The sequence below is a fragment of the Pseudomonas triclosanedens genome (genome assembly GCF_026686735.1).
Taxonomy (GTDB): Bacteria; Pseudomonadota; Gammaproteobacteria; order Pseudomonadales; family Pseudomonadaceae; genus Pseudomonas; species Pseudomonas triclosanedens.
This window is the reverse complement of the sequence record NZ_CP113432.1, coordinates 2,575,501-2,597,476: the sequence shown is the minus strand read 5'-3', so window position 1 is coordinate 2,597,476 and position 21,976 is coordinate 2,575,501. Positions and strand designations below refer to the sequence as shown.

Sequence of the window (21,976 nt, the reverse complement as noted above, 5' to 3'; positions counted from 1 at the left end):
TTCTGCCGCAAGCACGGCGCCGCCTACATCTCCGACGCCCGGGCAAGCTCGCGATCCACGTTCTATCCAGCGACCATACCCTGCACTATCGCCAGGGCAGCGGTACCGTCGACTTCCTTCTCTGCCGCCGCTGCGGCGTGCTTGCTTGTACGCTGTGGCAGGACGAGGGCAAAACCTTCGCTGCACTCAACGCGCAGATACTGGATAATCCCGCCACCCTGGGCGCTTCCCAACCGGCATCGCCACGCCAGTTGCCGCTCGACGAACGCAAGGCGCGCTGGCGCCGGCTCTGGTTCGCCGACGTGAGCATCCCCCGGGAAACCACGGATTGAAGCCCGGCCCTGCCGGGCTTCCCCTCAAGAGAGAAAGACGAATGAAATACCTCACCCCCGAACAGATGGCCAAACCGCGCAAGCGCCGCCTGCAGAAGAAACTGCGTCTGGGCGAGTTCCAGGAGTTTGGCTTCAGCCTCGAAGTGAACTACACCGGCGAGCTGGACGACGTGCTCGACCAGTGGATCGCCTTCGTCGAGTCCGAGGGCTGGGTCTTCGTCGGCGGCGCCACCGAAGACGGCGAGTTCACCGGCTACCTGTGCCTGAACGCCGTCGGCAGCCTCACCGAAGCCGATCGCGAAACCACTCGCCTGTGGCTGGAAAAGCAGTCCTGGTGCAAGTCCTTCGAACTGGGCGAGCTGAGCGACTGCTGGCACGGCCTGTTCGAATAACGCGACGCAGCCCGAACGTGTTTCACGTCAGGGTGAACGGTGAACGCCCGGATTTCCGGGTGTTCATCGACCTGCTGTTCGGTGCCGGCTGCAACGTCGACAGTGATGGAGATGCCCGCAGCCCCAGCGCCCGCGACTGGGCATGGCTGTATCTGCGCGAGCGGGAAGAACGGTCGGCTGCCGTGGAAATCCAGGCCTGCGCCGACGACCCTGGGCTTTTTGGCATCCACTCGGAAAATCCCGAGCTTGCGACCCTCGCCGCGCTCTACCTGCTCCACCGATGCGGCAGCATCCTGACCCACCACGGTGCACCGCTCGATGGCGCCACGCTCGAATCGATGCACCAGCGCTTCGGCGCGCAACTGGCGAGGGCGGACGCCTCGCACTGGCATCGCTCCACTACCCGTACCCCATACCCCACCGCCACCGACCGCTGACCCGGGATTTTCTGGAAACCGGCGCTTGATCCCACCCCGCCCGCAGGGCGCTTGTCACCCGCCGCCCGCTCTGCGAACCTGCCCCCGTCCGAATCAGGAGCGGGTTGCATGGAACACATCGCCATCATTGGTAGCGGATTCTGCGGCACGGCACTGGCCATCCAGTTGCTGCGCAACGCCAAGGGGCCGTTCAGGCTCAGCCTGATCAACCGCTCCGGCCGCCTCGCCCGCGGGCTAGCCTATGGCACCCGCTCCGCCAGCCACATCCTCAATGTGCCGGCCGAGCGCATGAGCCTGTTCCCAGAGCAACCCTCCGACTTCCTCGACTTCGCCCGCCAGCAGATGCCCCAGGCACGACCGGGCGACTTCCTGCCGCGCCGCATCTACGGCGACTACCTGCAGGACCGTCTTGGCCACGCCATTGCCGAAGCCGCGCCGGGCGTGCGCTTCAGCAGCATCTGCCAGCAGGCCCTGGAGCTCATCGAGCAAGGCGACCAACTGCGCCTGATGCTCGATGACGGCCAGCCGCTGGACAGCCGCAAGGTCATCATCGCCACCGGCAACTTCGCCCCGGCCACGCCAGGCCCGCTGCGCGCCCTGGAGCATGATCCGCGCTATCTGCGCGACCCGTGGACACCCGGCGCCCTGGAGTCGATCCCCGCCGACGCCAGCGTATTGCTGCTGGGCACGGGCCTGACCATGTACGACATGGCGCTCGCCCTGCAGGACCAGGGACACCGGGGTTTGCTGCTGGCGTTGTCTCGGCGCGCGCTGCTGCCCCAGGCGCACCGCGACAATGCCAGCCATCCGGCCCTGCCGGAGCTGCCGCAGGCGTTCTTTCACAACATGAGCCTGAACAGCCGGCTGCGCGGCCTGCGCACGCTGATCCGCCAGGCCGCGGTGGACGGCCACGACTGGCGTGACGTGATCGCCGCCTTGCGACCGGCCACGCCAACCCTCTGGCAAGCGCTGGACGATAACGAGCGCAGCCGCTTCCTGCGCCATCTGCAACCTTACTGGGACGTGCACCGGCACCGAGCCGCGCCGCCAGTGGCGCAACGCATCGAAGCGCTGCGCGACAGCGGGCAACTGCGTATACAGGCGGGCAGGATCATGGCGGCCCGGACAACGCCGGACGCACTGCAACTGACCATGCGCCAGCGTGGTGAAACCCTGGCCCAGGAGCAACGCTTCGACTTCCTGATCAACTGCACCGGCCCCTGCACCGACCTGCGGGTGGCAAACGAGCCGTTGCTGGGTGGCCTGCTCGCTCGCGGAGCCATCCGCCAGGACCGCCAGGGGCTGGGGCTCGATACCGACGCCCAGTACCGCCTGCTGGATGCTCACGGCAACGCCCATCCGCACCTACACCTGCTCAGCCCGATGCTCCGCGCCAGCCACTGGGAAGCGACGGCGGTGCCGGAGCTGCGCACACACGCCGCGCGCCTGGCCGAACTGCTGCTGGACTGAAATGAAACTGGCCCGTTGCGGGCCAGCTTCGTGTCGACGAACCGGACGGACCTCCCCACCCGATCCGGTCAGATTGCTACCTGCGCCTCGACTTCCTGAAGTTTGCGGCGCGCCAGCGCCAGGTTGGCCTTCACCTTGTCCAGCACCGCCTTGAGCGAACGGCCAGGAGGCACCGGAACCCGCCTTGCGCTAGGCTTGCAGTCAGCGTCGCCCGACCGGCATGGGCACGCCGGATTTCCAAACAGGCCGGAAGATTATTTGCCCAGAGACGCCATGCTAGAGCGCCAGCGGTTCCTCAACATTCTTACCCTGGGGCTGCCCATCATCGGCGGCATGGTCAGCCAGAGCCTGCTCAACCTGGTGGATGCCGCAATGGTCGGCCACCTGGGCGAGAAATCGCTGGCCGGGGTCGGCATCGGCAGCTACGCCAATTTCGTCGCCATTTCCCTCGTAATGGGCCTCGGCGCCGGCGTACAGGCGCTGGTGGCACGGCGACGCGGCGAAGGCCGAGACGACGTCGCCGCTCCGCTCAACTGCGGCCTGCTGGTGGCGCTGGGGCTGTCGTTGCCGATCACGCTGATTTGCCTGCTGTTCGCCGAGCCCATTGTCCGGGCGCTGTCCAACGACCCCGACGTACTGGCCATCGGCACCCCCTACTTCGAATGGCGCGCGCTATCGGTACTGGCCGTGGGCCTGAATTTCTCCTTCCGCGGATACTGGAACGGCACGCGGCGCTCGGGCATGTACATGCGCACGCTGGTGGTGATGCACCTGGCGAATGCAGCGATCAGCTACAGCCTGATTCACGGCCTGTTCGGCCTGCCGCGCATGGGCGCGGTCGGCAGCGGGCTGGGCACAACGCTGGCGCTTTACCTGGGTTCGCTGATCTACGCCTGGATCACCTGGCGCGACGCCCGTGCCCAGGGTCTGCAGGCCCACCTTCCGAGCGAGCGGGATATCCGCGTGATGCTGCGCCTCTCGCTGCCCAACTCGCTGCAGCAGTTCTTCTTCGCCGCCGGAATCACCTTGCTGTTCTGGATCATCGCCCAGGTCGGCACCCGTGAGCTGGCGGTGGCCCATGTGCTGATCAACCTGGCACTGTTCCTGATCCTGCCCGGTGTCGGACTGGGCATGGCGGCAACCACACTGGTAAGCCAGAGCATGGGCGAACGCGATTTCGACAGCGCGCACCGCTGGGGCTGGGACGTGGTGAAGGTGGCGGCCTGCGGCCTGGCGCTGCTGGGGGCGCCGTTCTGGCTGTTCCCCGAGGCGATATTGCGGCTGTTCGTCAGCGATCCGACGCTGATCGAGCTAGGCCGCCTGCCGCTGACGCTGACCGGGCTTGGCATGGTGATCGATGCCACGGCACTGGTGCTCACCCAGGCCCTGCTCGGTGCTGGTGCCACGCGCACGGTGATGGCCGTCAGCCTGGGCAACCAGTGGCTGTTCTTCCTGCCTTTGGCGTACCTGGTCGGCCCGGTGCTCGGCGGCGGGTTGCTGGCGATCTGGAGCATGCAGATCCTGCAGCGCGGCCTGGCATCGGCAATATTCGCAATGATGTGGCAGAAGCGTCAGTGGACACAGATCGAACTCTGAGAGCTAGGCTTCAGGCAAAGGAGGTGCATCATGACCGACGATCCGCAGAACAGGCCGCCAACCTTCTGGCAGATGCTGCACAGCGTGCTGGCCGCCGCCTTCGGCGTGCAGAGCGGCAAGAACCGCGCACGCGACTTCAGCCAGGGCAAGGCCAGCCACTTCATCGCCCTGGGCATACTGTTCACGCTGGTGTTCGTACTGCTGCTGTACGGGCTGGTGCAACTGGTTCTGCACCTGGCGGGTGTCTGAACGCAGGAAACCGGGCGGGCCGCCATGCGACCCGCCACGGCATTCGCATCACTGGTGGCTGACCCAGAACACCGCGGTGGCGACCACCAGCAGGATCAGGACGAACGCTGCGCGCGCATCGACGATGCTGTCGCGATCATTGCTCGACTCTTCGCTCATGCTTCCCCCTTCTTCTAGTTGTTTTGCGCAGGACTGCACGGAGAGTTAAGACCAGCTCCGCCCGCCCCGCTACTCCCGTCACGCGGCAAAAATCGTTAGGCTGCGTGTTCGACAGGTACAAGGAACGAACGATGGATGTGGTATCCCTGCAAGACACCGTCGCGCCGGAAGGCGTCTGCTATGGCTGCGGCGGCAGTAACCCGCACGGCCTGCACATAAAGAGCCGCTGGCACGAAGACGGTATTCACGTGGTTGCCGAACACCTTCCCGAGGCCAAGTACTGCGGCTGGCCGGAGCTGGTCTACGGCGGGCTGATCGCCATGCTGGTCGACTGCCATTCGAACTGGACGGCGATGGCCTACCACTACCGTGCCGAAGGCCGCGAGCCGGGTAGCCTGCCGCGCATCGACTGCGTCACCGGCAACCTGGGCATCAAATACATCAAGCCGACCCCGATGGGCGTCCCACTGACGCTCAAGGCCCATGTCGAAGGCGAGGTCGGGCGCAAGAGCCGGATCATATGCGAGGTCTATGCCGGCGACGTGCTCACCTGTGTGGGCGACTCGATCTTCGTGCGCGTCGACACCTCCCAGTTGCGCGATGCAGCCCACGGCCGCGACGCCTGACTCATGGCAGCGCGCCGACCAATTGCGCCGGCGCGCGAGCGAACGACAAGCGCAGCGCAACCTCCCGGCCTGCCTGCGTTTCAGCGGCAGCGCCACATAGATCGAAAAGTTCTCGCCATATACTCAAACATCACTTTTACGCATATTCCCTAACTGGTATCGTGCGCCCCACTCCGCGTGGAGCGCGTTGCCGTGCGCGCTGGGATACGCAGTACGCCTGAGCGCTATAGCCTGACAGCAGGATGATTCATGTACGTATATGACGAATACGATCAGAGGATCGTAGAAGATCGCGTCAAGCAGTTCCGCGATCAGACCCGCCGCTACCTGGCGGGCGAACTGACCGGCGAGGAATTCCGCCCGCTGCGTCTGCAGAATGGCCTGTACATCCAGCGCTATGCGCCCATGCTGCGCGTCGCCGTGCCCTATGGCCTGCTGTCGTCCCGGCAGGTGCGCAAGCTGGCGCAGATCGCCCGCGACTATGACAAGGGCTACGCGCATATCAGTACCCGCCAGAACGTCCAGTACAACTGGCCGGAACTGGAAGACGTGCCGGAAATCCTCGCCGAACTGGCCACCGTGCAGATGCACGCGATCCAGACCAGCGGCAACTGCATCCGCAACACCACCACCGATCAGTTCGCCGGCGTTGCCCGCGACGAGCTCGTCGACCCTCGCCCCTGGTGCGAGATCATCCGCCAGTGGTCGACCTTCCATCCCGAATTCGCCCACCTGCCGCGCAAGTTCAAGATCGCTGTCAACGGCGCAGTAAGCGACCGCGCCGCCATCGAGGTGCACGATATCGGCCTGGAAGCGGTGAAGAACGAAGCCGGCGAGCTGGGCTTCCGTGTCTCCGTCGGCGGCGGCCTGGGCCGTACCCCGATCGTCGGCAGCTTCATCAATGAATTCCTGCCGTGGCAGCACCTGCTGTCTTACCTCGACGCCATCCTGCGCGTGTACAACCGCTATGGCCGTCGGGACAATAAGTACAAGGCGCGCATCAAGATTCTGGTCAAGGCACTGACTCCGGAAGTCTTCGCCCAGAAGGTCGACGCCGAGTGGGCACACCTGAAGGACGGCCCGAGCACCCTGACCGAAGCCGAACTGCAGCGCGTGGCCGCACACTTCGTCGACCCGGCCTACCAAACCCTGGAAGATCAGGACACTGCCCTGGCCCAGCTCGACGCCGAGCATCCCGGCTTCGCCCGCTGGCGTGCCCGCAATACCTTCGCCCACAAGAAACCCGGCTATGTTGCCGTGACGCTGTCGCTCAAGCCCACAGGCATGGCACCCGGCGACATCACCGACAAGCAGTTGGACGCCGTCGCCGACCTGGCCGATCGCTACAGCTTCGGCGAAGTACGCAACAGCCATAACCAGAACATCATCCTCGCCGACGTCGAGCAGTCGCAGTTGTTCGCGCTCTGGGGCGAACTGCGCGAGAACGGCTTCGCCACCCCCAACGTGGGCCTGCTGACCGACATCATCTGCTGCCCGGGCGGCGACTTCTGCTCCCTGGCCAACGCCAAGTCGATCCCGGTGGCCGAAGCCATCCAGCGCCGCTTCGACGACCTGGACTACCTGTTCGACATCGGAGACCTCGACCTGAATATCTCCGGCTGCATGAACGCCTGCGGCCATCACCACGTCGGCCACATCGGCATCCTTGGCGTAGACAAGAAGGGTGAGGAGTTCTACCAGGTGTCTCTCGGCGGCAGCGCCGGCCGAGACGCCAGCCTGGCACAGATTCTCGGCCCCTCGTTCGCCCAGGAGCAGATGGCCGACGTAATCGAGAAGATCATCAACGTCTACGTGGAACAGCGCACCGAAGAGGAACGCTTCCTCGATACCTACCGTCGCATCGGCATCGATCTCTTCAAGGAGCGCGTATATGCAGCGAATCATTAAAAACCGCGAGGTGGTCGACGACCGCTGGCACCTGCTGCCCAAGGACGCGACCCTGGAAAGCGTGCCCAACAGCGACGACGTGATCATCCCGCTGGCACTATGGCTGGAGCATGGCCCCGCACTGCGTGGTCGTGACGGCGGCATCGGCGTCTGGCTGGACGCCGATGAAGAACCTGAAGCCATTGCCGACGACCTGGACGAGCTCAAGGTAATCGCCGTGAACTTCCCGGCCTTTACAGATGGCCGTGGTTTCAGCACTGCCCGCCTGCTGCGCGAGCGCTTCGGCTATAAGGGCGAAGTGCGCGCCATCGGCGACGTGCTTCGCGACCAGTTGTTCTTCATGCAGAGCTGCGGCTTCGATGCCTACGCGATCCGAGCGGACCGCGATCCTCACGACGCGCTGGCCAGCCTGAACGACTTCTCCGAGGTCTATCAGACCTCGGTTACCCAGCCCCTGCCGTTGTTCCGCCGCCGCCAGCTCGCCTGATCCGACCGACATGAAAGAGCCCCGCATATGCGGGGCTCTTTCATTTGCGCCACTGATTCATCGGGCAGACGGAGATTTCTCACGAGTCCTTCAGGCACGCACGCTGTCCCAGGCGATCTGCGCCAATTGCTCCCGGCAATCGATCAGATCGACTCGCGTGCGTCCCGCCAGCCAGTTGCGCGCGTAATCCTGCGCAGGGCCGATTACGACCGAATTGAACAACTCGGGCGCCAGATTCTTGAAGGCACCCGCCTTGCGATATTCGGCCAGCAACTCGGCAATCCGTCGGCCCTGCTGCCGATTGGCCTCGCGCAACGCTTCACCGACCTCACCTGCCTCGACCCGCCCACGGCTGTGCAGAATGAACCGAGCCCAATCCGGGTTGGCCGATACCCAGTCGATGTAGCAAGTGACGAACAGCTTCACCACGGTCTCGGCTCCCTGCGCCTGCTGCAGGCCTTCGTCAAGCAGGGCGGCATACTGCCCGACACCTTCGAGATAGAGAGCACCGATGATGCGCTCCTTGTTGCCGTAGTGGTGGTAGAGGCTGCCGATGCTGGCGCCGGAGCGGTCGCGAATCATCTCGATGGTGGTGGCATCCACCCCCGATTCGCTGAAGCAGGCCAGCGCGGCCTGAAGGATGTCGTCTTTGCGTGAAGGTCGAGCCATAGAGTTCCTGTCGGGGGAAACCTGATCGAAGAGAATTCTAGAATATTCTTCTAGAATAAAATTCTAGTATTTGTATACTGCCTGGGCGCGCATCCATCTTCAATCTTCCGCCACGGAGTCACCATGAGTCAGATGATGCAGATGTACCAGCAGGTAGGCCCGGCGCAGTTCAGCGCCATGATCGGCCAGATCGCTCCTTATTTCTCCAGTATCGCTCCGCAGTTCATCGAACTGCGCCCGGGCTATGCGGAAGTCACCTTCCCCAAGCGTCGCGAAGTGCTCAATCATATCGGCACCGTACATGCCATCGCCCTGTGCAATGCCGCCGAACTGGCCGCCGGTACCGTGACCGACGTATCCATTCCCGCTGGCCGACGCTGGATTCCGCGCGGCATGACGGTGGAATACCTGGCCAAGGCAACCGGCGACGTCCGCGCCGTCGCCGATGGCAGCTCGGTGGACTGGAATGCCGAAGGCGACATCAAGGTTCCGGTGGTCGCCTATGTCGACGACAAGCCGGTGTTCCGTGCGGAAATCACCATGTACGTCAGCCAGGCCTGATGCGGTTTCTATGGAGTCAGCCATGACCACCCCGCTCCCTCGCCCGCTCCACAACGGCAACGGGCACACCCTTTCCAGCCATTGGTACTACCCGCAGGGAGCCGCCCGCGGTGTCGTCCTGGTCGTCCCGGCCATGGGCGTCGAGCAGCGCTTCTACGCCGCCTTCGCCCGCTGGCTCGCCGAGCGCGGCTACCTGACCGTGACGTTCGACTACGTTGGCATGGGCTTGTCGCGCAGCGGTCCGCTTCGCGATCTCGATGTGGACATCATCAGTTGGGGCCGCCATGACTGCAGTGCCATGCTCGACGCAGCGGTGGAAACCGCCGGAGAACTCCCGGTGTACTGGATCGGCCATAGCCTGGGCGGCCAGATCCTGCCCTTCGTCCGTGGCAGCGAACGCATCCATCGCGCCTTCACCATCGCTACCGGCAGTGGCTACTGGCGCGAAAACACCAAGTCGCTGCGGCACAAGGCATGGCTGCTCTGGTATTGCCTGGCACCAACGCTTACGCCACTGACCGGTTACTTCCCCGGCGGCAGAATCGGCGTCGTGGGCGACCTGCCACGCGGCGTGATCCAGCAATGGCGTCGCTGGTGCCTACACCCGGAATACTCGGTGGGCGTGGAAGGGGCCGAGGTGCGCGAAGCTTACTCGGCCATACGTACCCCGATCACGTCGATCTCGTTCACTGACGATGAAATGATGTCGGGCCGCAATACCGAATCGCTTCACGGTTTCTACCGTGGCGCGACGAAGACCGTGAAACGGATCGCTCCACAGGATATCGGCGTGAAGCGCATCGGCCACTTCGGGTTTTTCCGCAGCCAGTTCGCCGATTCGCTATGGGCGGACTACCTGTTGCCGGACCTGGGCTGATCCCAGGTCCGGCAGGAGGGTCAGTCCAGCTTCACCAGTACCCGGCCGACCAGCTTGCCGGCGAGAATCTGGTGGATGGCGGCCGGGAGATCGTCGAGGGAGACTTCGCGGACTGCCGCTTCGAGGTTGTCGAGCTTCCACTGCAAGGACAGCTTGTCCCACATGGATGCCTTGACCACCAGCGGCAGCTCCACCGAGTCCACGCCCAGCAGGTTCACGCCACGCAGGATGAACGGCAGCACCGTAGCCTTGAACGCCGCACCGGCGGTCAGGCCGCAGCAGGCGACACTGCCGCCGTACTGCAGCGACTTGACCACGTTGAACAGGATATCGCCGCCCACGGTGTCTACCGCGCCGGCCCACTGCTCGCGCAGCAGCGGCTTGTCGACGCCATCGGAAACGGTGGCGCGGTCGAGAATCTGCCGTGCGCCGAGACGATTGAGCAGCTCCGCCTGTTCCAGCTTGCCGGTGGCGGCCGCCACGGTATAGCCCAGTTGCGCCAGCAGCATCACCGCAATGCTACCCACGCCGCCAGTGGCACCAGTGACCAGGATAGGGCCGGCGGACGGCGTCAGGCCGGCACGTTCGAGCTTATCGACGCACAGCGCGGCAGTCAGGCCGGCAGTACCGAGAATCATCGATTCACGCAGCGAAAGCCCCTGTGGGCGTTTGATCAGCCAGGCCGCCGGAACGCGGATGTACTGGCCGAAACCACCCGGGGTGTTCATGCCCAGGTCGTAACCGGTGACGATCACTTCATCGCCCGGCGCGAACTCCGACGCGGAGGACTCTTCCACCACGCCAGCGGCGTCGATGCCGGGAGTGTGCGGGTACTTGCGAGTCACCCCGCGGTTACCGCTGGCGGACAGCGCATCCTTGTAGTTCAGCGAGGAATACTTCACTCGCACCAGCACTTCGCCCGCAGGCAGATCGGCGACCTGCCGCTCGGTCACCTGCAGGTCGTACACGCCATGCGCGCTTTCCGTGACCCACAACGCCTTGAATGCACTCATCTCGCCCTCCTCGTTCGATAGTCTGACGGGCGCACTCCCGCGCCCGCTGGATTCATTGCCAGAAACGGCTGCGCCCCAGGCGCTCCCACCATGTCACCAGCACGCGATCGATCACGCTGCTGACACCCACGCCGAAGCGCTCCTGGATGGATTTCTTCTGTACATAGCTGAGCTGGTAGACATCCGCTTCGCGGGCGCGTTCGGCCAGGTATTCGTCGCTGGTCTTGAGCTCGTCCACCAGTTTCTTGCCCAGCGCCGCCTGCCCCAGCCACACCTCACCGGTGGCGATCTCATCGATGGCCAGTTGCGGGCGGTAGTGCACGACGAAGCGCTTGAACAGCTCGTGGGTGGTTTCCAGGTCTTCCTGGAACTTCTCCCGCCCCTTGTCGGTGTTCTCGCCGAAGACGGTCAGGGTGCGCTTGTACTCGCCGGCGGTGAGCACTTCGAAATCGATATCGTGTTTCTTCAACAGGCGATGGACGTTCGGCAACTGCGCCACCACGCCGATGGAGCCGAGGATAGCGAAGGGCGCGGAGAGAATCCGCTCGCCGATGCAGGCCATCATGTAGCCGCCGCTGGCGGCGACCTTGTCGACGCACACCGTCAGCGGCACGCCCGCCTGGCGGATGCGCGCCAGTTGTGAAGCTGCCAGGCCGTAGCCGTGCACCATGCCGCCACCGCTCTCCAGACGCAGCACCACTTCGTCGCGCGGGGTGGCGAGGCTGAGCAGCGCGGTTACCTCATGGCGCAGTTGCTCGGTGGCCGAGGCTTTAATGTCACCGTCGAAGTCCAGCACATAGACACGGTTCTTCTGCTCGCCGCCCTTCTTGGCCTTCTTCGCATTCTTTGCGGCCTTCGCCTCGGACTTGCGCAGGGACTTCAGTTTGTCCTTCTCCAGCACGCTGTGCTGCAGGCGCTCGCGTAGTTCCTTGTAGAAATCGTTGAGCTTGTGTACCTCCAGGTGCCCACTGCCACCGCGACGACCGCGACCGCGCAGCGCAGCGATCACGACCAGGATCACCACCACCGCCACCAGGACGGTGAAGGTCCTCGCCAGAAAACCCGCGTAATCCGCTAGAAACTCCACATACTTCCCCTTTTGCAACACTGTCCCGCCCAGGCACCGGGCGCACCGAATCCCGCAAGCATACCCACGCCGCCGGCCAGCCACCAGCGCCGGCAAAGCCCTGTATCAGTCAAACGAATGGCATTCAAACAAGCGTATGTTTTTTCGTTGACAGCCCCAGGTGATCCTCATAACCTCGCCGGAACTTTCAGCCCTGCCGAGAACCGCGCGTGGGAAGCATCTATCTGATTCGACATGGCCAGGCTTCGTTCGGCGCCGACGACTACGACGTGCTCTCGCCCACCGGCGTGCGCCAAGCCGAAGTCCTCGGCGATCACCTCGCCGGGCTGGGCCTGCGCTTCGACCGCTGCGTCAGCGGCGATCTGCGTCGCCAGCGCCATACCGCCGAATCGGTGCTGGGCCGGCTGAACGAAGCAGGCATCGAGACTCCCTCGCTGGAAATCGATTCCGCCTTCAATGAATTCGAAGCCGACGCAGTGATCCGCGCACACCTGCCCGACCTGCTGGAAATCGAGCCGCAGGCACTGCACATCATGCGCAACGCCGCCGACCATCGCGCCGAGTTCCAGCGCCTGTTCTCCACGGTGATCGCCCGCTGGGTTTCCGGCGACCATGCGAAGGACGGGCTGATCAGTTGGGCAGAATTCCTCGACACCGTACACGCTGGCCTGCAGCGCCTGCTGCAAGAGGCCAGCGGCAAGGACAGCATCGGCGTATTCACCTCTGGCGGCACCATCACCGCATTGCTGCAACTGGTGACTGGCATCCCGCCGCTGAACGCCTTCGAACTCAACTGGCAGATCGTCAACACTTCGCTGAACCGCCTGAAGTTCCGCGGTAGCGAAGTAGCCCTGGCTTCCTTCAACAGCCACGTGCACCTGGAGCTGTTGAAGGCGCCGGAACTCATCACCTATCGCTGAGTACCGGCCTACTGCGACCTTGAGCGTCGCGCGAGAAAACCTAGAAAAGGAATAGAACCATGAGCGTTGCTGACATCGTTTCCACCATGAAGAGCAAGTTCAACGCCAGCGCCGCCGCCGGCCTGGACCTGGTGTTCCAGTTCAACATCGAAGACGGTGACAACCACTATCTGGTCGTCAAGGACGGCACCTGCGAAGTGGTACAGGGCGATGCCGCCAACCCGAACGTCACCCTGATCATGGACAGCGAAACCCTCAAAGGCATCACCAGCGGCGAAACCGACGGCATGCAAGCTTTCATGGCTGGCAAGCTGCGCGCCGAAGGCGACATGATGCTGGCCATGAAGCTGGGCGAACTGTTCCCGGTCTGATCCGCGGATACCTGCCTACGCAGCATGAAAAACCGGAGTCTCAGGCTCCGGTTTTTTTATGCCCGCACAAGCGCAAGCCCGCGAATCAGGCAGTTTGATCGGGGGCCAACACGCTCGCCAATAACGTCCCGGCGCGCTTGTGACAGGCAGGCTCGGACATTAGATTAGCCAATGATCACCCGGCGCCATCATTGCTCTGCCTGATCCGGAGAGAGAACGACGCCGGCCTGCGCGCCACCTCGCGCGGAGCCTTGGGCCCGCCGGGGAAGACCAGTACAAGAAGGGACCAGCATGTCGTTGACCGACCAGACCATCCGCTCCCGCGAAGGTGAAGAACTCGATGCCGCCGTGATCGACGGTTATCTCAAGGACCACATTCCCGGACTGCAAGGCACGCCGCGCATCAGCCAGTTCCCCGGCGGCGCCTCGAACCTGACCTACCTGATCCAGTACGATAACCAGGAACTGGTCCTGCGCCGCCCGCCGTTCGGCAAGAAAGCCAAGTCGGCTCACGACATGGGCCGCGAATACCGCATCCTGAACCAGCTCAAGGATGGCTTCCCCTACTGCCCCAAGGCGTACACCTATTGCACTGACGAATCGGTGATCGGCGCCGAGTTCTATGTCATGGAGCGGGTCAACGGCATCATCCTGCGCAGCGACCTGCCCAAGGAGCTGAACTTCGATGCCGGGCAGACCACAGCACTGTGCAAGAGCTTCATCGACAAGTTCGTCGATCTGCACAACGTCGACTACAACGCCTGCGGCCTGGGCGACCTGGGCAAGCCCGAGGGCTACGTCCAGCGCCAGATCGGCGGCTGGATCGACCGCTACGAGAAGTCCCTGACCCCCGACGCACCGGCCTGGGAACAAGTGAAGGTGTGGCTGCGCGAGAAAATGCCTGCCGACCACCACAAGCCAGGCATCGTCCACAACGACTACCGCTTCGACAACGTCATCCTCGACCCGAACAACCCGATGCAGATCATCGGCGTGCTCGACTGGGAAATGACGACGATCGGCGACCCGCTGATGGACCTGGGCAATACCCTCGCCTACTGGATTCAGGCCGACGATCCGCAGCCGATGCAGATGCTGCGCCGTCAGCCCAGCCACGAGCCGGGCATGCTGACCCGCCAGCAGTTCGCCGACTACTACGCCGAGCGTGCCGGCATCCAGATCGACAACCTCGATTACTACTACACCTACGGCATGTTCCGCCTGGCCGGCATCATGCAGCAGATCTACTACCGCTTCTTCCACGGCCAGACCCAGGACAAGCGCTTCGCCACCTTCATTCACGCCAACAAGCTGCTGGAACAAGTAAGCCTGCAGGTCATCGGCAAGTCCCGCCTGTAAGGCGTGCTCAATAACAAGGAGCCCTCCCATGTCCAAGACCCAACTGTTCGACCTCGACGGCAAGATCGCCTTCGTTTCCGGCGCCAGCCGCGGCATCGGCGAAGCCATCGCCAAGCTACTGGCCCAGCAGGGCGCTCACGTGATCGTGTCCAGCCGCAAGATCGACGGCTGCCAGGCAGTCGCTGACGAAATCGTCGCCGCCGGCGGCAAGGCCACCGCCATCGCCTGCCACATCGGTGAAATGGAGCAGATCCAGAGCGTCTTCGCGCAGATCCGCGAGCAGTTCGGCCGCCTCGACATCCTGGTCAACAATGCCGCCACCAACCCACAGTTCTGCAACGTGCTGGACACCGACCTGTCGGCCTTCCAGAAGACCGTCGACGTGAACATCCGCGGTTACTACTTCATGTCCATCGAAGGCGGCAAGCTGATGAAAGCCAACGGCGGCGGCAGCATCATCAACGTCGCGTCGGTCAACGGTGTCACCCCGGGCGAGTTCCAGGGCATCTACTCGGTGACCAAGGCCGCGGTGATCAGCATGACCAAGGTATTCGCCAAGGAATGCGCGCAGTTCGGCATCCGCTGCAACGCCCTGCTGCCGGGCCTGACCGACACCAAGTTCGCCTCGGCACTGGTGAGCAACGACGCCATCCGCAACGTCGCCCTGCAGCGCATTCCGCTCAAGCGCGTAGCCGATCCCAGCGAAATGGCCGGCGCCGTGCTGTACCTCGCCAGCGATGCGTCCAGCTACACGACTGGCGTGACGCTGAACGTCGATGGCGGATTCCTCGCCTGAGGCTGATCGCAGACCTAAAAAAGGGAGCCCGTCGGCTCCCTTTTTCATTGGCTCGCCTGCCCTTATTGCCAGTCTTTCAGGGCTTGCGTCGCCATCGCGTTCATCGGCTCGGCGGTCAACCCACCCGGCCCATAGCGCACCGCAAATACAGCCTGGTCGGCAGTCGGCAGGTAATTCACTCGTCCAGCCTTGGGGGCGAAGGTAAGCAGGTCGTGCTGGCCATCGCGTAGCCAGTGCCACAGATCGACGCCAAAGACATCCCCGGCCAGCGGCACCTTGCGCCCCTGCGCCTGCTGCTCCACCGCCAGGAAGCGGCCACTGAGGTCCTGCAGGCGATACCCCGGCACCAGGCCGATCAACCGGGCCAGCCCTTTCCACTCCAGCACTCGCGCATCCAGTTGCCAGAGATCGCCGGCCAGTTCCACATGGCGCTCGCGGTCCCCCTCCAGCAACGTCACCTCGAAGCTCTGCGGGCTCAATTGCTTGAAGCTGAGCGTGGCCAAGGGCCGCTCCTGGGGCAGCGGATCGTAGCTGCGCAGGTCCCAGGCCACCAGGCCGACCAGCACGGCAAGGGCGATGAAGACGATACCCGTCATGCCACGCAGCCAGCCGAGAAACCAGTGACGATCGAACAGAATGCGCGCCGCCACCAGCAGGGCCAGCAGCGCCACGAAGGCAACGACCCAGGCCAGACCGTCGTACTGCATCGAATGATTTCCTTCCACGTAGAATTGCCGGCATTATGCGCACCGCGTACCTGCACGGCCAGCCAGACCGTTGCAGCTTTCGGGTCCGTTAACGTTTTCCTTCCGCCCACGCCTTACAAGGGAGTGGCGCAACGGGCCCCCGATCAAGGCGAACACCATGCCCTTCGAACTCGTCGTAGACCCCAGCACCCTCCTCATCCTCGCGGGCGTGGCCTTCCTGGCCGGCTTCATCGACGCCATCGCCGGCGGCGGCGGCCTCCTGACCATTCCCGCCCTGCTCACGGCCGGCGTGCCGCCGCACCTGGCGCTGGGCACCAACAAGCTGAGCTCCACCTTCGGCGCCGCCGTGGCCAGCCACACCTTCTACCGGCGCAAGCTGTTCGAACCGCGCAAATGGCGCAATGGGCTGCTGGCAACCGCCATCGGTGCGGCACTGGGCGCCTGGGCGGCACACTTGATGCCGGCCGAATGGCTGAACCGCATGTTGCCGGTGGTGGTATTCGGTTGTGGCCTGTACCTGCTGCTGGGCAAGACACCCGAGGCACCGCTGGACGCCAACCCGCGCATCGCCCAGCGCCGCCAATGGCCACAGGGCCTTGGCCTGGGCTTCTATGACGGTGTCGCCGGCCCGGGAACCGGCGCATTCTGGACCGTCAGCACGCTGCTGATGTACCCACTGGACCTGGTGCGCGCCAGCGGCGTGGCTCGCAGCATGAACTTCGTCAGCAACATCGTTGCGCTGGCGGTGTTCATCGCCTCGGGACAGGTGGTCTGGCTGATGGGGCTGTGCATGGGCAGCGCGCTGATGATCGGCGCCTACTTCGGCGCACGCACAGCGATTGGCGGCGGGGCCAAATTCATCCGCCCGGTGTTCATCCTGGTTGTGCTTGCGCTAACCGTGCGCCTGGCCTGGCAGCACTGGTTCAACGCGGCCTGACGGCGACTCAGACGCTTCCAGGCAGTTGCGGATCAGGCCGTCCGGCACGGCGCGCCAGGTACAGCTCGATCAGGTAGCGAGCGATGGAGCGCTCTGCGGGCAGGCGCGGCAACTCGTCGATGTGGAACCAGCGCGCGTCTTCAATTTCGTCCGGTTGCGGGACAATCTCACCGCTGACGTACTCGGCGTGATAGCCGAACATCAGCGAGTGCGGGAACGGCCACGGTTGGCTGCCGATGTAGCGGATATTGCCAATTTCCACCCCGACCTCTTCACGTACCTCACGGGCGACGCAGTGCTCTACCGACTCGCCGGGCTCGACGAAGCCGGCCAAGGTGCTGTACATGTCCGGCACGAAGCGCGGCGAACGCGCCAGCAGCAACTCGTCGCCGCGGGTCACCAGCACGATCATGCTCGGCGACAACAGCGGGTAGCGCTGGATACCACATGCCTCGCAGTGCATCGCACGGTCGCGCGGCATGCGCTGATTGGGCTGGCCACAACTGCCGCAGAAGCGGTTCTGCCGCCACCAGATACCGATCTGGCTGGCGAAACCGAGCATGGCGAAGATGTCTTCCTCGGCCTGCATCATGAACTGGCGCAGACCGATCCAACCGGCACCATCCAGCGGATCGGGACGGTCGATTTCCAGCAGGTATACCGGTTCGCCATCGAAATGGCCGACAGCGTGCTCGGACAGCACCGAGATGTCCTGGCGCTTCAGCCAGTCCCGGGGAAACAGCACGCCGTTACTATCGGCGAGGAATTGCTGCTGGCAATGGGCGAGCGCCCAACCGCCATTGGCAGCCACCTCGAACATCGAGGATACCCAGCGACCGGTACGCATCAGGCAGCCACCGTCAGTCCGAGCGCCTTGACGCTCTCGCTGGCAACGTCCAGCACGTCGGGCTGTCCTTCAGGGCGCATCATGGCTCCGCCTTCCAGATAGTATTCCAGGCCGGTAAGAGCATCCGCCAGGGTTTCCAGCATCTGCTCGGAGGGCATCTGGGCCGTTTCGATCATCTGCTGTTGAATATAGTCGGCACAGGCGCCTACCAGCAGAGCCGCGCGCTCGAGGCCGAGGAACCAGAGGCCGCCACGCACCGCCTGCAGGCTGGTGGGTACGTTGGCCAGATGCAGCTTGTCGCCATTGGATTCGAGGTACGCGGTGATTGCCCGCTTGGCCAGGGCAAGCCCGGCCTGCGCCTCGTCGATCACCACGATGCGGGCCTCGGCCAACTGGTGCACGGCGAAGGACTCGTCCTCCCCCTGCGGCGCCGGACGCGCGTTCATGCGCTCGCCCCGCTCCAGATTGCTGACCATGCTTTCGACATAGAGCAAGGCGTCCGCCAAGGCGTTCAGCGCATTGCGGTCGTCGGCCGAGCCCTGGGCCGCCCAGCCAGCGACGACGCCATGCTGGTGCTGCAAGACATTGGAGGCGGAATTCAGGCCGACCATGCCGAGGGTCTTGGCCAGCTTGCCCAGTTGGGTATGCAGGATACCCAGTGCATCGGCCTGGGACACACCGCGCTCGATCAGGTCGAGCTGGTCCTTCACCGCGGTCAGTTCCTCGCGGATCGCCACCGACAGCGAGCGCATGACCGACTGCCCCGGGCCGGATAGCCGCTGTGACTCGTCTTCGAGCAGGTGATCGGTGAAGGGCAGCGGCGTCAGGCCGAACACCTGGCGCAGTTCACTGGCACGCGGGCCGCTGGTATCGGCCAGGGCGGTGAGGTACAGCAGTTCCTTGAGCAATTGGCGCGGAGCTTCGTACTGCGGGTTGCCGATCAGTTGCTTGAGCTCGCGGTCCAGGCGGGCGAAGACCTGCTTGCGGGTCTTGCGCGGCAGCATCTGCGCATCCACCAGAGCCTCCAGCGCGCCAGCGCCCACCCAGCACAGCCGGGTTCGCGCGGCACTGCCCAGCAGCACATCGAGCTTGCCCAGGGCGCGGCTCATCAGTTTCAGGCTGGGATAGAGATTCTGGTCGCGGATCAGCCCCAGCAGGCCGACCTGGTACATCTGCCGCAAACGGCGGACTTCGCGGGCGGGATCGTCCACCTGCGGCACCGTCACGGCACGCAGCGGGCGCGGCAGGTCCAGCCGCGCACTGAAGAAGAAGCTTTCCGGCAGTGCCGGCTGCCCGGCGGCCTGGCGTACGTCGTTGATCGCCGGCAGCAGCAATTCCGGAATTTCCTGGCGATGCGCCTCGAGGTTCTCGAGGTAGCGGCGCAACACGTAGAGTGCATTGCCCAGGGCCGCCAACTGACCATCACGGTCCTCGCTGACGCCGGCAGGAATGTCGGTAGCCAGGTCCAGGGCTTCCTGGGCCAGCAGCTCGGCGCCCGCCAGCTCGATGAGATTGAGGGTGCCGCGAATCTGGCTCAGGCACTCGACCGAATGCTGCAGCAGGCTACCGTTCTGGCGCTCAGCGATGAAGTGCTCGAGATTCTGCTCGGCCTCCTCCATCGTGGCGAACAGCTCGTCGCGAACCAGACTGAGGGACGTGGCTCCAGTAACCATCGGCCTAGTGCGCCTCCTGCGCGCAAGAAGAGTGGATGGGCATCAATCGGCGAACTCGGGGTTCTTCTTGCTCATGTGCGCCATCATGGCCGTCTGCAGATCGGCAGACTGCAGCATCGCGGCATTCCAAGTGGCAATGTATTCCAGACCGTCCTCGACGCGGTGGTCGCGGGCGAAGCGGATCATTTCCTTGGTACCGCGAATGGCGATGGGCGACTTCGAAGCGATCTGCCGGGCCAGCCCCATGACTCCGTCGAGCAGCGCGGAATGGTCGGCATAGACGTTATTGACCAGGCCGATGCGGCGGGCTTCCTCGGCATCGACATTGCGCCCGGTGTAGGCCAGCTCACGCATGATGCCATCGCCGATCAGCCGTGGCAGGCGCTGCAGGGTACCGACGTCGGCGGCCATGCCCATGTCGATTTCCTTGATGGAGAACTGCGCGTCAGCGCTGCAATAGCGCATGTCGCATGCGGAGATCAGGTCGATCCCGCCACCGATGCAGTAGCCCTGGATCGCAGCGAGTACCGGCTTGCTGCAGTTGTCCACGGCGTTGAAGGATCCCTGCAGCTCCAGGATGGTCTTGCGCAGGGCACGGGCATTGCGGCCGACATCCTTGCCCAGACGGCTGCCAGCCTGGGCCAGCAGGGCGAGATCGATGCCCGCGGAGAAGTGCTTGCCGGCGCCGCTCAGGACCACGGCGCGCACCTCGTCGGTGTCGTCGGCCCACTGGAAGATTTCAATGATCTCCTTCCAGAAGTCGGCGTTCATGGCATTGAGTTTTTCCGGACGGTTGATCTGCACATGAGCGATCTTGTCCGCCAGTTCGACGCGGAATGCTTTGTACTCGGTCACGGGGGGCATCCTCGGAAAATGCCCGGTCCATCACCACGACGGATCGCCGCGAGAACCCGGGCCAACGGTTCTTATAGTGTTGAAAAACGCGTCACTATAACAAGGCAAAGGTAAAAGTCGATGCGGCGCACTGTGACACAGCCCACGGCGCCGGGCTGGAAATGGCTCGCAGAACAGCCACCAAGTGCTTGATCTGACAAGGTCCACTGCCTGCCCAACGCGGGAAAGTCAGTCCCCGCTCGCCAGGGGGAGCCCCTGGGCACGGTTACGGTACTGCCGCCAGGTGTACATCGGGATGCCCGCCATGAACACCAGGAAGCCCCAGAAGATCGCCTGCTGGCCGGTGCCATAGAGCGCCCACAGCGAGTAGAGGAAGCCCAGGCAGCCGATTGCCAGCACCTGCGGACGCGAGCGCGGCGAGAAGGACTCCGGCTTCACTGCCAGCAGCTGCAGCAACGCGGCGGTGCAGAAGGCATAGGGCACAACGCCGGTCATGGTGCCGAGCAGGATGATGACGTTGAATACGTCGACCAGGTCGCCGTGGCCGTCGACCATCACCAGCGCGGTGACCAGCAGGCCCGAGGCGAGCAGGCCATTACCCGGCGCGCCATTCTTGTTGAGCTTGCCCAGGGACTCCGGGAACAGCCCGTCGCGCGCCGGAGCCACCGGAATCTGCCCTTGCAGCAGGACCCAGCCATTGAGGGCGCCGAGACAGGCGATCACCGCACCGGCAGCCACCAGGTAGTAGCCCCACTCGCCCAGGAGAATGCGCGCGGCATCGGCGAACGGCGACGTGGACTTGGCCAGCACTTCGGGCGGCATCAGTCCCTGCACGGCGGTGATCGAGAGGATGTACACCGCAGCCGCGGCCAGAGTGCCGAACAGCGTCGCGCGGGGAATGGTCCTCTTCGGATCGTGCACGTCATCGGCCGGCACAGTGGCCGACTCCAGGCCGATGAACGACCATAGGGTCAGTGCCGCGGTGGTGGCGATGGCCTGGGCATAGCCCATGTTCGGCAGTTCGCTCGGCGCGGGAATGCTCAGGTAGTCGGGATTGAAGTGGAACCAGCCGAGAATCCCCACCAGCAGCAATGGGATCAGCTTTAGCGCGGTGAGGCAGTTCTGCACCACGGCAAATGCGGTGATACCACGCAGGTTGATCAGGGTACACAGCCAGATGGAACCGATGGCGGTGACCACCATCAACATCGGGTCGGCGAGCGCAGGAATGAACACCCGCAGGTAGCCCACCAGCGTCACCGCTATGGCGGCGTTACCGATCCACGCGGCTTTCCAGTAGGTCCAGGCGCACAGATAGCCGGCGAAACTGCCGAAACCGTCGCGGGTATAGGCGTACGGGCCGCCAGCACCGGGGTTGAGTCGCGCCAGCCGGGCGAAGGTGAACGCCAGGATCACGGCTCCCGTGGTCGAGACCAGCCAGCCGAGCAGGCTGAGCCCACCGAATGCCGCCAGGCTCGACGGCAGCAGGAATACTCCCGAACCGATCATGTTCCCCACTACCAGCGCGGTGCAGCTCCAGAACCCCATGCTGCCCTTTTTCGCTCCCGCCATCTGCACTCCTTAAAGCCTGCGGCCTGTTCAATTGGTTCCTATCCGTGCCGATGCGCCGTGCGCCAGCCACGGTGAA

The 21,976-nt window shown here is 64.1% G+C and carries 24 protein-coding genes; 16 read left to right on the top strand and 8 right to left on the bottom strand.

Going from position 1 to position 21,976, the window contains the following annotated elements; genetic code table 11:
* The first annotated feature begins 137 nt into the window (after positions 1-137).
* The 9 genes from OU419_RS12240 (at position 138) to OU419_RS12200 (ending at position 7,656) form a co-directional block, all read left to right on the top strand.
* Complete coding sequence (locus OU419_RS12240) at positions 138-332, top strand: hypothetical protein (RefSeq protein ID WP_254472965.1); 195 nt, start codon at positions 138-140, stop codon at positions 330-332.
* A gap of 41 nt (positions 333-373) precedes the next feature.
* A complete protein-coding gene (locus tag OU419_RS12235) occupies positions 374-724 on the top strand; it encodes a YggL 50S ribosome-binding family protein (RefSeq protein ID WP_254472968.1) in 351 nt (116 codons plus the stop codon).
* 17 nt (positions 725-741) lie between these two features.
* On the top strand, positions 742-1,161 hold the full coding sequence (locus OU419_RS12230) for a hypothetical protein (RefSeq protein WP_254472970.1): 420 nt from the start codon (positions 742-744) through the stop codon (positions 1,159-1,161).
* A gap of 108 nt (positions 1,162-1,269) precedes the next feature.
* The gene (locus tag OU419_RS12225) at positions 1,270-2,631 is read left to right on the top strand and encodes an FAD/NAD(P)-binding protein (RefSeq protein ID WP_254472972.1); all 1,362 of its coding nucleotides are present in this window, start codon (positions 1,270-1,272) and stop codon (positions 2,629-2,631) included.
* A 273-nt stretch (positions 2,632-2,904) separates the two neighbouring features.
* On the top strand, positions 2,905-4,227 hold the full coding sequence (locus OU419_RS12220; protein ID WP_254472981.1) for an MATE family efflux transporter: 1,323 nt from the start codon (positions 2,905-2,907) through the stop codon (positions 4,225-4,227).
* A gap of 30 nt (positions 4,228-4,257) precedes the next feature.
* Entirely contained in the window at positions 4,258-4,476 is a 219-nt protein-coding gene (locus OU419_RS12215) for a DUF2970 domain-containing protein (RefSeq protein WP_254472983.1), read from the top strand.
* Positions 4,477-4,766: 290 nt separating this feature from the next.
* Complete coding sequence (locus OU419_RS12210) at positions 4,767-5,261, top strand: PaaI family thioesterase (protein ID WP_254472985.1); 495 nt, start codon at positions 4,767-4,769, stop codon at positions 5,259-5,261.
* Positions 5,262-5,510: 249 nt separating this feature from the next.
* A complete protein-coding gene (locus OU419_RS12205; protein ID WP_254472986.1) occupies positions 5,511-7,169 on the top strand; it encodes a nitrite/sulfite reductase in 1,659 nt (552 codons plus the stop codon).
* Complete coding sequence (locus OU419_RS12200) at positions 7,153-7,656, top strand: DUF934 domain-containing protein (RefSeq protein WP_254472989.1); 504 nt, start codon at positions 7,153-7,155, stop codon at positions 7,654-7,656. Before OU419_RS12205 ends, OU419_RS12200 begins: the two co-directional genes overlap by 17 nt.
* Before the next feature lie 90 nt (positions 7,657-7,746).
* Here OU419_RS12200 and OU419_RS12195 read toward each other — a convergent pair whose 3' ends face one another.
* Positions 7,747-8,325 carry a TetR/AcrR family transcriptional regulator gene (locus OU419_RS12195; RefSeq protein ID WP_254472991.1) on the bottom strand — a complete coding sequence of 193 codons (579 nt, stop codon included), beginning with the start codon at positions 8,323-8,325 and terminating at the stop codon, positions 7,747-7,749.
* A gap of 123 nt (positions 8,326-8,448) precedes the next feature.
* Between OU419_RS12195 and OU419_RS12190 the strand changes: the two genes are divergently transcribed.
* Entirely contained in the window at positions 8,449-8,886 is a 438-nt protein-coding gene (locus OU419_RS12190; RefSeq protein ID WP_254472999.1) for a hotdog fold domain-containing protein, read from the top strand.
* 22 nt (positions 8,887-8,908) lie between these two features.
* Complete coding sequence (locus tag OU419_RS12185; RefSeq protein WP_254473001.1) at positions 8,909-9,763, top strand: alpha/beta hydrolase family protein; 855 nt, start codon at positions 8,909-8,911, stop codon at positions 9,761-9,763.
* Between the two features lie 20 nt (positions 9,764-9,783).
* Here the strand turns inward: OU419_RS12185 and OU419_RS12180 are convergent, their stop codons facing one another.
* Positions 9,784-10,776, bottom strand: coding sequence for a YhdH/YhfP family quinone oxidoreductase (locus OU419_RS12180; RefSeq protein WP_254473003.1), 993 nt, complete (start codon positions 10,774-10,776; stop codon positions 9,784-9,786).
* A 52-nt stretch (positions 10,777-10,828) separates the two neighbouring features.
* Entirely contained in the window at positions 10,829-11,863 is a 1,035-nt protein-coding gene (sohB, locus tag OU419_RS12175; protein ID WP_254473005.1) for a protease SohB, read from the bottom strand.
* A 209-nt stretch (positions 11,864-12,072) separates the two neighbouring features.
* Between sohB and OU419_RS12170 the strand changes: the two genes are divergently transcribed.
* From OU419_RS12170 to OU419_RS12155, 4 genes are all read left to right on the top strand, one after another.
* Positions 12,073-12,783 (top strand): histidine phosphatase family protein, encoded by a 711-nt coding sequence (locus tag OU419_RS12170; protein ID WP_254473007.1) that lies wholly within the window; start codon positions 12,073-12,075, stop codon positions 12,781-12,783.
* A 59-nt stretch (positions 12,784-12,842) separates the two neighbouring features.
* Positions 12,843-13,154 (top strand): SCP2 sterol-binding domain-containing protein, encoded by a 312-nt coding sequence (locus tag OU419_RS12165; protein ID WP_254473009.1) that lies wholly within the window; start codon positions 12,843-12,845, stop codon positions 13,152-13,154.
* Between the two features lie 291 nt (positions 13,155-13,445).
* On the top strand, positions 13,446-14,513 hold the full coding sequence (locus OU419_RS12160; RefSeq protein WP_254473011.1) for a phosphotransferase family protein: 1,068 nt from the start codon (positions 13,446-13,448) through the stop codon (positions 14,511-14,513).
* 28 nt (positions 14,514-14,541) lie between these two features.
* Positions 14,542-15,309 carry an SDR family oxidoreductase gene (locus OU419_RS12155; RefSeq protein WP_254473013.1) on the top strand — a complete coding sequence of 256 codons (768 nt, stop codon included), beginning with the start codon at positions 14,542-14,544 and terminating at the stop codon, positions 15,307-15,309.
* A gap of 62 nt (positions 15,310-15,371) precedes the next feature.
* Here OU419_RS12155 and OU419_RS12150 read toward each other — a convergent pair whose 3' ends face one another.
* The gene (locus OU419_RS12150) at positions 15,372-16,016 is read right to left on the bottom strand and encodes a hypothetical protein (RefSeq protein ID WP_254473015.1); all 645 of its coding nucleotides are present in this window, start codon (positions 16,014-16,016) and stop codon (positions 15,372-15,374) included.
* A 157-nt stretch (positions 16,017-16,173) separates the two neighbouring features.
* On the opposite strand from OU419_RS12150, the gene OU419_RS12145 reads away from it, so the two are divergent.
* Complete coding sequence (locus tag OU419_RS12145) at positions 16,174-16,953, top strand: TSUP family transporter (RefSeq protein ID WP_254473024.1); 780 nt, start codon at positions 16,174-16,176, stop codon at positions 16,951-16,953.
* A 7-nt stretch (positions 16,954-16,960) separates the two neighbouring features.
* On the opposite strand, the gene nudC is transcribed toward OU419_RS12145, so the two are convergent.
* From nudC to OU419_RS12125, 4 genes are all read right to left on the bottom strand, one after another.
* Positions 16,961-17,800 carry an NAD(+) diphosphatase gene (gene nudC / locus OU419_RS12140; protein WP_254473026.1) on the bottom strand — a complete coding sequence of 280 codons (840 nt, stop codon included), beginning with the start codon at positions 17,798-17,800 and terminating at the stop codon, positions 16,961-16,963.
* Complete coding sequence (locus tag OU419_RS12135) at positions 17,800-19,473, bottom strand: ferrous iron transporter B (protein ID WP_254473028.1); 1,674 nt, start codon at positions 19,471-19,473, stop codon at positions 17,800-17,802. The genes nudC and OU419_RS12135 overlap by 1 nt, the downstream gene beginning before the upstream one ends.
* 42 nt (positions 19,474-19,515) lie before the next feature.
* Positions 19,516-20,328 carry a crotonase/enoyl-CoA hydratase family protein gene (locus tag OU419_RS12130; RefSeq protein WP_254473030.1) on the bottom strand — a complete coding sequence of 271 codons (813 nt, stop codon included), beginning with the start codon at positions 20,326-20,328 and terminating at the stop codon, positions 19,516-19,518.
* Positions 20,329-20,556: 228 nt separating this feature from the next.
* Positions 20,557-21,900: an amino acid permease gene (locus OU419_RS12125; protein WP_254473032.1), complete on the bottom strand. Its 1,344-nt coding sequence runs from the start codon at positions 21,898-21,900 to the stop codon at positions 20,557-20,559.
* Positions 21,901-21,976 lie beyond the last annotated feature (76 nt).